9 protein-coding genes and 1 pseudogene are annotated in these 11,002 nt (G+C 64.8%); 2 read left to right on the forward strand and 8 right to left on the reverse strand.

The window, feature by feature from the left end; genetic code table 11:
* Window positions 1-7: 7 nt before the first annotated feature.
* The 8 genes from F3K02_RS19695 to F3K02_RS19730 all read right to left on the reverse strand — a co-directional run bounded on the left by F3K02_RS19695 (window position 8) and on the right by F3K02_RS19730 (window position 9,761).
* A complete protein-coding gene (locus F3K02_RS19695; protein ID WP_177137308.1) occupies window positions 8-991 on the reverse strand; it encodes a tripartite tricarboxylate transporter substrate-binding protein in 984 nt (327 codons plus the stop codon).
* A 116-nt stretch (window positions 992-1,107) separates the two neighbouring features.
* Window positions 1,108-2,355 carry a phenylacetate--CoA ligase family protein gene (locus F3K02_RS19700; protein ID WP_177137309.1) on the reverse strand — a complete coding sequence of 416 codons (1,248 nt, stop codon included), beginning with the start codon at window positions 2,353-2,355 and terminating at the stop codon, window positions 1,108-1,110.
* Window positions 2,356-2,480: 125 nt separating this feature from the next.
* Window positions 2,481-3,290: an ABC transporter ATP-binding protein gene (locus F3K02_RS19705; protein ID WP_177137310.1), complete on the reverse strand. Its 810-nt coding sequence runs from the start codon at window positions 3,288-3,290 to the stop codon at window positions 2,481-2,483.
* A gap of 197 nt (window positions 3,291-3,487) precedes the next feature.
* Entirely contained in the window at window positions 3,488-4,819 is a 1,332-nt protein-coding gene (locus tag F3K02_RS19710; RefSeq protein WP_177137311.1) for an ABC transporter substrate-binding protein, read from the reverse strand.
* Window positions 4,820-5,001: 182 nt separating this feature from the next.
* Window positions 5,002-6,078, reverse strand: coding sequence for a branched-chain amino acid ABC transporter permease (locus F3K02_RS19715; protein ID WP_177137312.1), 1,077 nt, complete (start codon window positions 6,076-6,078; stop codon window positions 5,002-5,004).
* 11 nt (window positions 6,079-6,089) lie between these two features.
* Window positions 6,090-7,019: a branched-chain amino acid ABC transporter permease gene (locus F3K02_RS19720; RefSeq protein WP_177137313.1), complete on the reverse strand. Its 930-nt coding sequence runs from the start codon at window positions 7,017-7,019 to the stop codon at window positions 6,090-6,092.
* Window positions 7,020-7,035: 16 nt separating this feature from the next.
* Window positions 7,036-7,818 carry an ABC transporter ATP-binding protein gene (locus F3K02_RS19725; RefSeq protein ID WP_177137314.1) on the reverse strand — a complete coding sequence of 261 codons (783 nt, stop codon included), beginning with the start codon at window positions 7,816-7,818 and terminating at the stop codon, window positions 7,036-7,038.
* Complete coding sequence (locus tag F3K02_RS19730) at window positions 7,815-9,761, reverse strand: AMP-dependent synthetase/ligase (RefSeq protein WP_177137315.1); 1,947 nt, start codon at window positions 9,759-9,761, stop codon at window positions 7,815-7,817. The genes F3K02_RS19725 and F3K02_RS19730 overlap by 4 nt, the downstream gene beginning before the upstream one ends.
* A gap of 174 nt (window positions 9,762-9,935) precedes the next feature.
* Here F3K02_RS19730 and F3K02_RS19735 point away from each other — a divergent pair, with 174 nt between their 5' ends.
* Entirely contained in the window at window positions 9,936-10,661 is a 726-nt protein-coding gene (locus F3K02_RS19735; RefSeq protein ID WP_177137316.1) for a Crp/Fnr family transcriptional regulator, read from the forward strand.
* Between the two features lie 122 nt (window positions 10,662-10,783).
* Window positions 10,784-11,002: pseudogene (locus F3K02_RS27645) on the forward strand (hypothetical protein); the annotation flags it as partial.

Below are 11,002 nucleotides of genomic sequence, written 5' to 3' on the forward strand. Positions count from 1 at the left end.
CCAACGGTCAGTCGGCGAACTGGCCGGCGGCCTCGATGGCGGTCTTGAGCTTGGTGATCTCGCCGGCCACAAAGGCTTTGTGACCCGCCGGGGTCACGCGGGCGTCACTCACGACCATGGCACCCAGGTCCTGTTGCCGCTTGATGAACTCGGGATCTTTCAGGGCGGCCTGCAGCGCGTCGTTGAGCTTCTTGGTCACCTCGGGCGGCGTACCCTTCGGGGCGTACATGGCGTGCCAGATGGTCAGGTTGAAGCCTTTGAGGCCCATGTCCTGCAGCGACGGGTAGTCCTTGAGCAGCTTGTGACCCGACAGCGGCTTGGCCGTGGTGACGGCGAAGGCCTTGACGCGACCGGCTTCGATCTGGCTCGTGGTGTTGGTGGTCTGGTCGCACATCACGTCGACCTGACCACCGATCAGATCGTTCATGGCCGGACCCGTGCCGCGGTAGGCAATGGTGGTCATGGACTTGTCCAGTTTCATCGCCGACTGCCACATCAGACCGCACAGATGCGAGGCGGATCCCAGACCCGCGTGGGCCAGGTTGAGCTTGCCGCCATTGGCCTTGATGTAGTTCTCGAAGTCGCGGTAGGTGTTGGCCGGCAGCTTGGGTGCGCCCAGCAGGGTCATGGGCACGTCGTTGATCATGCCGAGGTACTCGAAGTCTTCCAGCGGCTTGTAGGGCAGCTTGCGGTACAGGCCGGCAGTGGCGGCCATGCCGATGTGCCAGACCAGCAGGGTGTGACCATCGGGTGCGGCACGGGCCACCTTGGCTGCACCGATCGTGCCACCGGCGCCGGCCGCGTTTTCAACCACCACCGTGGCGCCGCCCAGGGGCTTGCGCAGGGCTTCGGCGAGCTGGCGAGCGACCAGATCGGTCGGGCCGCCAGCCGCGAAAGGCACCACCAGCGTGATGGGCTTGCTGGGGAAAGCTTGGGCGAACGCGCCGGCCGAAACCGCAGCGGTCAGGGCGAAGGCCAGGATCTGTTTCATGTGAACTCCATGGGGGTTGAACAACGCGTTCATGGTAGCCCGGCCCTCTGGTGGAAAAATCGCGGAAATTACTTAGCCAACTACACGGGGTAAACCCTTTGCCGCGGGGCCGCGGCTCATTGGTAGCTGCGCGCGTCCTCGATCACTTTGCCGTCGTTGGGCAGGCTGCCCGGTCGCACCACCTGCACCTGACCACGCAACTTGGTCACCTCGCGGATGGCGGTTTCCAGTTGTTCGCGCAGGCCGTCGTTCACCTCCACCGCTTCGACCTGCAGACACATCTGGTCGTTGGCCATTTCACCGCTGACCACCAGCCGGGCCTTCTGCACCTGCGGAAAGCGGCGCGTGATCTCGGCCACCTGCGAGGGGTGCACAAACATGCCCTTGATCTTGGTGGTCTGGTCGGCGCGGCCCATCCAGCCCTTGATGCGTGGGGCGGTGCGGCCGGTGGGGCAGGTGCCGCTCAGGATCGCCGACAGGTCACCGGTGCCAAAACGGATCAATGGGTAGGCCGGGTTGAGCGAAGTCACCACCAGTTCGCCCACCTCGCCATCGGCCACAGGCGTGCCGGTGCCCGGGCGCACGATCTCCACGATCACGCCTTCATCGAGCACCAGGCCTTCGCGCGCGGTGGTCTCGTAGGCCACCAGACCGAGGTCGGCGGTGGCGTAGGTCTGGTACACCTCCACGCCGCGTTCCTTGAACCAGGCGGTCAGGCTCGGCGGGCAAGCCTCGCCGCCGACCGAGGCCTTGGTCAGACTGGGCAGCGGAATGCCGGCCTCGGCAGCTTTCTCCAGCAGGATGCGCAGGAAGCTCGGTGTGCCGGTGTAGGCATCGGGCTTGAGGTCCACCATCGCTTCGAGCTGCTGCTCGGTCTGGCCGGTGCCGGCCGGGAACACGGTGCAGCCCACCGCGTGCGCGCCCGACTCCAGGATGAACGCGCCCGGCGTCATGTGGTAGCTGAAGCTGTTGTGCACCAGCTCGCCAGAGCGAAAGCCCGCGGCGAACAGGGCGCGGCCGGCGCGCCAGTAATCCCGGGTGGCGCCTTCGGGTTCGTAGATCGGACCCGGCGACGCGAAGACCCGCGACATGGCCGGGCCCCGCACCAGCGCCGAGAAGCCACCAAAAACGTCGTGCTGCCGCTTGGCCTTCTGGCGCTCCAGCAGCTCGCTCTTGCGCGTGACCGGAATGCGGGTCAGCGCGGCGCGGCTGTTGATGGCCGAGACGTCGATGTCGCGCAGGATGTCGGCGAAGGCCGCGCTGTTCTGTTTGGCGTGGGCCAGCTGACCGGGCAGTGCGGCCATCTGAGTGGCTTCGCGTTCAGCGGGCGATCGGGTTTCCAGTGCGTCGAAGAAGTCGGTCATAGCGAGAACCACAAAAGTGAGAGTGAGATGTCTTCAATTCAGAACGCGGTGGAACCGGCTTCGCCGGGCCACTCGCGTTGCCCCCTTGAGGGGGTGACGCCGCAGGCGGCGCGGGGGTGCTTCTTTTATGCCAGCCAACGCTTCCTGCGCTTGTAGCTCTTCACGTCTTTGAACGACTTGCGTTCGCCGCCGCCCATGCCGAGGTAGAACTCTTTGACGTCTTCGTTGTTGCGCAGGTCCGAGGCCAGGCCATCCATCACGATGCGGCCCGATTCCATGATGTAGCCGTAGTCGGCGTACTTCAGCGCCATGTTGGTGTTCTGCTCGGCCAGCAGGAAGGTGACCTTTTCCTTGGTGTTGAGGTCCTTCACGATCTCGAACACCTCTTCCACGATCTGCGGCGCCAGGCCCATGGACGGCTCGTCCAGCAGCACCACGCTGGGGTTGGCCATCAGCGCGCGGCCGATGGCGCACATCTGCTGCTCGCCGCCCGAGGTGTAGGCCGCCTGCGAGGTGCGGCGTGTCTTCAGGCGCGGGAAGTAGTTGTAGACCTTCTCCAGGTTGCGCGCGATCTCGGCCCGGTCGGTGCGCGTGTACGAGCCTGTCATCAGGTTTTCTTCGATGGTCAGGTGGGCAAAGCAGTGCCGCCCCTCCATCACCTGCACCACGCCGCGGTTCACCAGATCGGCGGGCGTGAGGTTTTCAATGCGTTCACCGCGCAGCTCGACGCTGCCCTTGGTGACCTCGCCGCGCTCGGCCTTGAGCAGGTTGGAGATGGCGCGCAGCGTGGTCGTCTTGCCCGCGCCGTTGCCGCCCAGCAGCGCCGCGATCTTGCCCTCGGGCACGTTGAGCGAGACGCCTTTCAACACGAGGATCACGTGGTTGTAGATGACCTCGATGCCGTTGACGTTGAGAACGATGTTGGGAGTCGTCATGGTGTGTTCCTTGGGAGCCATTCGAAAGACCGAGCGAGCCGGCCTTTCGGATGGCGGCTGGCGAACCAGCCGCGATCACGTTTCACACATCCGCCGCGAGCGCGGTCGCCCCAGCAAGGGATGCCGCCGGGCCGGCTCTACCGGACGGCTGGCATCGCCCCCTTGAGGGGGTCGCGCGGAGCGCGGCGGGGGTGGGCTCAGCTCTGGCAGTCCTGGCCCGTGCGCCGGGTCAGCTTCTTCTCGGCGGCGTACTTGTCGGCCGCGGCCTTGACCATGGGCTTGATGATCTGTTCATCGGCCTGGTACCAGTCGCTGCTGAACTGCCACTTGCTGCCGTCCCAGGTGTGGATGCGGGCCCAGTTGGCGCCCATGTGGTCCTGGCAGCTGGTGGACACCGGGCGCAGCACGCCCTTGAAGCCCAGCGCATCCAGCTTGGCCTGCGTCAGGTTCAGGTTCTCATAGCCCCAGCGAGCCTGCTCGCCGGTGATGACCTTGCCTTTGCCGTATTTCTCCTGGGCCTGGCGCACACCTTCGACGGCGAACATGGCGCTGAAGAGGCCGCGCATGTACAGCACGTCGCCCACTTCTTCCTTCGGACCGGTGCCCTGGCCCTTGGCGTGCAGCTTCTCCAGCACTTCCTTGACCACGGCCGAACCCTTCTCGGCGCCGTGTTGCATGGTGATGGCGTTGTAGCCCTTGGCGCCCATGCCCACGTCCTTCACGTCGGGTTCGGCACCGGCCCACCACACACCGTAGATCTTCTCGCGCGGGTAGCCGGTGGCCTGGGCTTCCTTGAGCAGGGTGGAGTTCATCACGCCCCAGCCCCAGTTGATGACGTAGTCGGGGCGGCTCTGGCGGATCTGCAGCCAGGTGGACTTCTGTTCCACACCCGGGTGGGTCACCGGCAGCAGGGTCAGCTTGTAGCCGTGCATGGCGGCACGTTCCTGCAGGATCGGAATCGCTTCCTTGCCGAACGGGCTGTCGTGGTAGACCAGCGCGATGTGCTTGCCCTTCAGGTTGGCGACGCCGCCGAGCTTCTTGGCGATGTCCTGGATGATCACGTCGCCCGCCACCCAGTAGGTGCCGGCCAGCGGGAAGTTCCACTTGAACACGCCGCCGTCGGCCGACTCGCTGCGGCCGTAACCGGCGGTGATCAGCGGGATCTTGTCGTTGGGGGCCTTTTCGGTCAGCGCGAAGGTGATGCCGGTGGACAGCGGCTGGAACACCGTGGCGCCCTTGCCCTTCAGGCGTTCGTAGCACTCCACGCCGCGGTCGGTGGCGTAGCCGGTTTCGCATTCTTCGTACGACAGCTTCACGCCGTTGACACCGCCGCGGGCGTTCACCAGCTTGAGGTAGTCCACATAGCCGTTGGCGAAGGGCACGCCGTTGGGCGCGTAGGCACCGGTGCGGTACACCAGCACCGGGAAGAACTGCTCTTTGGCCTGGGCCATGGCAGTGGTGGAGACCAGCGCACCCGAGAGGGCGGCACAGGCCATGGTTACCGAGAGAGCCAGATTGCGCATTTTCATCACTTGTCTCCTAAAGGAACGTTCAAACAACACACACACAGAAAAAACCGACGGTCAGCAAACAAGGACTTCACCGGAGCGCGTGTCCTCGCCAGAGCGCCCGTGGAACCGGCTTTGCCGGGCCACAGGGAGCGTCCCCCTTCCAGGGGGAAGACGCGAAGCGGCGCAGGGGGTGGTCATACTCAGTGCGGGAAAGGCCACAACCGCAACTTCTGTTTGCCAATGCTCCAGAGCTTGGCCAGCCCATGGGGCTCCACGATCAGGAACCAGACGATGAGCGCACCGAACACCATGAATTCCGTGTGCGAGATACCGGCCGTGGAAATCTCCACACCAAACAGCGCGCCCAGCGCGGGCAGAAACTGGTTGAGGAAAATGGGCAACACGACGATGAAGGCGGCGCCGAAGAAGCTGCCCATGATCGAGCCCATGCCACCGATGATCACCATGAACAGCAGCTGGAACGAGCGGTCGATCGAGAAGGCGGCTGGCTCCCACGAACCGAGGTGCACGAAGCCCCAGAGACCGCCGGCCACACCGACGATGAACGAGCTGACCGCGAACGCGCTGAGCTTGGCGTACATCGGGCGGATGCCGATCACCGCGGCGGCCACGTCCATGTCGCGGATCGCCATCCATTCGCGACCGATGGCCGAGCGCACCAGGTTCTTGGCCAGCAGGCCGAACACCACCAGGAAGGCCAGGCAGAACAGGTATTTCTGCATCGGTGTTTCGATGGCGAAGCCCAGCACCTGCAAGTTCGAGACCGAGACCGAGCCCGAGGCGTTGTTGTTGGTGAACCAGCCGATGCGCAGGAAGGCCCAGTCGCAGAAGAACTGCGCGGCCAGCGTGGCCACCGCCAGGTAGAGGCCCTTCACCCGCAGGCTGGGTATGCCGAAGAACATGCCCACCAGCGTGGCGAAGAAACCGCCCGAGAGCAGGGCGATGATCACCGGCATGCCTTCGATGCGGATGTAGGTGTTGTAGGCCATGTAGGCCCCCACCGCCATGAAGGCACCCGAGCCCAGCGAAATCTGTCCGCAGTAGCCCACCAGGATGTTCACGCCCAGGGCGGCCAGCGCCAGGATCAGGAACGGGATCAGGATGGCGCGGAACATGTACTCGTCCGCCAGCAGGGGCACACCGATGAACGCGAACGCGATCAGCGCGAGGATGGCCCAGCGGTCCTGCGCGATCGGAAAGATCTGCTGGTCGGCGCGGTAGGAGGTCTTGAATTGACCGTTTTCACGATAGAACATCTGCTTCTTCCTTAGACGCGGTCAATGATTTTTTCTCCGAACAAGCCTTGAGGCCTGAAGAGAAGGAAGACAAGGGCCAGCACATACGCAAACCAGATCTCGATGCCGCCACCGACCATGGGGCCGATGTAGACCTCGGAGAGCTTCTCGCCCACGCCGATGATCAGGCCGCCGATGATGGCGCCCGGCACCGAAGTGAGGCCGCCCAGGATGATCACGGGCAGGGCGCGCAGGGCCACCGTGGTGAGCGAGAACTGCACGCCCATCTTGGAGCCCCAGATGATCCCGGCCACCAGCGCCGTGATACCGGCCACAAACCAGACGATGACCCAGATGCGGTTGAGCGGGATGCCGATGGACTGCGCCGCCTGATGGTCGTCGGCCACGGCGCGCAACGCGCGGCCGGTGCTCGTCTTCTGGAAGAACAGCGACAACACCACGACCAGCAAGGCCGCCACGCAGGCCGCATAGACGTCTTCCAGGTTCACCAGCACGCCGCCTTCGAACACGCCTTCGAGCAGGAAGATCGGGTCCTTGGGCATGCCGACGTCGATCTGGTAGATGTCCGAGCCGAAGATGGTCTGGCCCAGACCATCGAGGAAGTAGGTGATGCCCAGCGTCGCCATCAGCAGCGTCACGCCTTCCTGGTTCACCAGGTGGCGCAGCACCAGGCGCTCGATCAGCCAGGCCAGCACAAACATGCAGGCGGCCGCCACAGCGAACGCGAGCACGTTGCCCAGCAGCTTGTTGTCCATGCCCAGCCATTCCGGGATCCACTGGGAAAAGCGGGCCATGGCCAGCGCGGCGAACAGCACCATCGCGCCCTGCGCGAAGTTGAAGACGCCCGAAGCCTTGTAGATCAGCACAAAGCCCAGCGCCACCAGCGAATAGAGCATGCCGGCCATCAGGCCGCCCAGCAAAGTTTCAAGAAAGAATGCCATCTTGTTGTCTCCGTGTTCAGTGGCTCGTACCGAGGTACGCGCTGATGACTTCTTCGTTGTTGCGCACTTCTTCGGGCGTGCCGTCACCGATCTTCTTGCCGTAGTCGAGCACCACCACGCGGTCGGAGATGTCCATCACCACGCCCATGTCGTGCTCGATCAGCACGATGGTGGTGCCGAACTCGTCGTTCACGTCGAGGATGAAGCGGCTCATGTCCTGCTTTTCTTCCAGGTTCATGCCGGCCATGGGCTCGTCGAGCAGCAACACCTGCGGCTCCATCGCCAGGGCGCGCCCGAGGTCCACACGCTTTTGCAGGCCGTAGGGCAGCTGGCCCACGGGCGTCTTGCGGTGGGCCTGGATTTCCAGGAAGTCGATGATGTGTTCGACGAACTCGCGGTGCTGTTCTTCTTCACGCTGCGCTGCGCCGAGGCGCAACGCCTGCTGGAACAGGTTGCTCTTGATGCGCAGGTTGCGGCCGGTCATGATGTTGTCGATCACGCTCATGCCCTTGAACAGCGCCAGGTTCTGGAAGGTGCGCGCGATGCCCATCTCGGCCACCTGCCGGCTGTTCATGTGCTTGAAGGTCTGGCCGCGGAAGCTGATGCTGCCTTCTTGCGGCGAATACACGCCGTTGATGCAGTTGAGCATGGAACTTTTGCCCGCACCGTTGGGGCCGATGATGGCGCGCACCTCGTGTTCCTTCACGTTGAAGGAAATGTCGGTCAGCGCCTTCACGCCGCCGAAGCGCAGGCTGATGTTTTGAACGTCGAGGATGACGTCGCCAATCTTCTTTGTCATGCGGCAGCTTTCACGGGGGCAAACGTCTTGGCATCGCGGACCTGCAGCGTGGCGCTCACGCTGCCGGTGCGGCCGTCTTCGAACTTCACCTGGGTTTCGATGTACTGCTCGGTCTTGCCTCCGTAGAGGGCGTCGACCAGCACGCTGTATTTGTCGGCGATGAAGCCGCGGCGGACCTTGTTGGTGCGGGTCAGTTCGCCGTCGTCGGCATCGAGCTCCTTGTGCAACACCAGGAAGCGGCTGATCTGGCTGCCGGCCAGCAGCTCGTCGCGGCTCAGGTCGGCGTTGACTTTTTCAACACACTCGCGGATCAGCTCGTACACCTCGGGCTTCTGCGCCAGATCGGTGTAGCCCGCGTAGGGCAGGTTGCGGCGCTCGGCCCAGTTGCCCACGGCCTCGAAGTCGATGTTGACCATCACGCAGACCTGGTCGCGCTGGTCGCCATAGGCCACCACCTCCTTGATCTGCGAGAAGAACTTGAGCTTGTTCTCCACGTACTTGGGCGCGAACATGGCGCCGTCGTTGGCGCCGCCCTTGATGCGGCCCACGTCTTTCACGCGGTCAATGATCTTCAGGTGACCGCTGGCGTCGATGAAGCCGGCGTCGCTGGTGTGGTACCAGCCGTCGGCGCTCAGCACCTCGGCCGTGGCCGCCGGATTCTTGTAGTACTCCTTGAGCAGGCCGGGCGACTTCACCAGGATCTCGCCGGTGTCGCTGAGCTTGATCTCCACGCCTTCGCAGGGCACACCCACCGTGTCGGCGCGTGCTTCGTGGTCGGGCTGCAGGCAGACGAACACGGCCGTTTCGGTCGAGCCGTAGAGCTGCTTGAGGTTGATGCCGATGGAGCGGTAGAAGCTGAACAGATCGGGGCCGATGGCTTCACCCGCCGTGTACGCCACGCGCACGCGACTCAGGCCCAGGCTGTTGCGCAACGGGCCGTACACAAAGAGGTTGCCCAGCGCGTACTTGAGGCCGTCCATGAAGCCGAGCGACTTGCCGTCCATCTTGGTCGGACCGACACGGCGCGCCACGTCCATGAAGGCGTGGAACATCTTGCGCTTGAGCGTGCCCGCGTCTTCCATGCGGATCATCACGGTGGTGAGCAGGCCCTCAAACACCCGCGGCGGCGCGAAGTAGTAGGTGGGGCCGACTTCCTTCAGATCGATGGTCACGGTGGCGCCCGACTCGGGGCAGTTCACCACGTAGCCGGCCACCAGCCACTGCGCATAGCTGAAGATGTTCTGCCCGATCCAGGCCGGGGGCAGGTAGGCCAGCACCTCGTCGTTTTCGGTCAGCTTGTCGAAGCGCGCGCCCACGGCGGCGCGGTTGATCAGCGTGTTGTGGGTGTGCACCACGCCCTTGGGGTTGCCGGTGGTGCCCGAGGTGAAGAACATCGCGGCCACGTCATCGGGCTGGGCCATTTCCACCTGTTCGATGAACAGCTGCGTGTGGATTTTCGCGAACGCCTGACCGGCGCCGATCAGTTCTTCCAGCGCCGCCAGACCGGGCTGGTCGTAGTTGCGCAGGCCGCGCGGATCGTCGTAGAACACGTGCGTCAGCTGCGGGCAGCGGTCGCGGATTTCGAGCATCTTGTCGACCTGCTCCTGGTCTTCCACCACCGCAAAGCGCACCTCGGCGTTGTTGATCGGGAACACGCATTCGGCACCCACGGCGTCCTGGTACAGCGGCACCGGAATCGCGCCCAGCGACTGCGCGGCCAGCATCGTGGCGTAGAGGCGCGGGCGGTTGGCGCCGATGACCACCATGTGTTCGCCGCGCTGCAGGCCGGCCTGATGCAGGCCGCAGGCCACCGCTTCCACCAGCTGCGCCATCGCGGCCCAGGTGGTGGTCTGCCAGATCCCGTATTCCTTCTCGCGCATGGCCGCCGCGGTGGGGCGGCGTTTCGCGTGTTCCAGCAGGAGCCGGGGGAAAGTGTTTTGCATTGCAAGTCTCCAGATGCGGGGCGGGCAGCGGTGCTGGGCCAGGGGGCGTTCAGCCACACCCGTTCAAATCATTCTGGGGCGGATGTTAGGCAGATGTTTGACGTTATGTTGTCGGTGCGACGACAATTGAAGGGTCTGCCCTCCTAGGACTTTCCCTAGTTCGTTGTACTGCTCATGAGCAACTTCACCCCCAGCCGGACCGGCTCCCAGTTGCGGGAGCGTGCCCGCGCCCCCACCGTGCAGGAGCTGTCGCAGATCCCCTGGCTGCAGGCCCTGAGCGAGGGCGAACGCGCACGGGCCGAAGACGCACTCGTCGTGAGCGAGGCGCAGGCGGGCGACTTCATCTGCCGCATCGGCCGGCCGGTCACCTACTGGTTCGGTCTGGTCGATGGCCTGCTCAAGATGAGCAACGACGACTCGCAGGGCCCCGTGATCACCTTCACCGGCGTGGCGCCCGGCGGCTGGTTCGGCGAAGGCACCGTGCTCAAACACGAGCAATACCGCTACAACATCCAGGCCCTGCGCAAGAGCCGCGTGGCCGGCCTGCCGGTCGAGACCTTCGACTGGCTGCTTGACCACTCGCTCGGCTTCAACCGCTTTGTGATGCACCAGCTCAACGAGCGGCTCGGCCAGTTCATCGCCGCGCGCGAAATCGACCGCCTGAACAACCCCGATCTGCGCGTCGCGCGCAACCTCGCGGCCCTGTTCCATCCGCTGCTCTCGCCCAACGTGGGCGGCGTCCTGCGCATCACCCAGCAGGAGCTGGCCTACCTGGTGGGCCTGTCGCGCCAGCGCGTGAACGAAGCCCTCGCCGCGCTCACGGCGAAAGGCTGGATCCGGGTCGAATACGGCGGCGTGCGGGTGCTGGATCTGCCAGCGCTGCGCTCGGGGGACCTGTAGCCCCCACACTCCGCCGCTGCGCGGGTCGCTGCCCCCCGAGGGGGCGCGGCCTTGCTTGGGGCGGCCCGGCGCGGCGGCCCCATCAACCTGTCAGCCGTGCATCAATCTGGGATGATCCCCCCATGACCACCGACAAAAAGCCCAGCACGCTCAAGCTCAACCCGGGCGCTGCGAAGAAATCCAAGGCCGACCCGTTCGCGCCACGCCGCGCCCCGGTGCGCCCGCCCGGCCCGGCCCGCGCCAAGAGCGTTTCAGCCTCCGCGCCCAAGCCACCGCGTGAACCCTCACCCGGCTACGGCGCCCAACGATCCAGCCCCGAAGGCGAACGCACCGAGCGCCCG

It is taken from the genome of Hydrogenophaga aromaticivorans (assembly GCF_013387465.1).
Taxonomy (GTDB): domain Bacteria; phylum Pseudomonadota; class Gammaproteobacteria; order Burkholderiales; family Burkholderiaceae_C; genus Hydrogenophaga; species Hydrogenophaga aromaticivorans.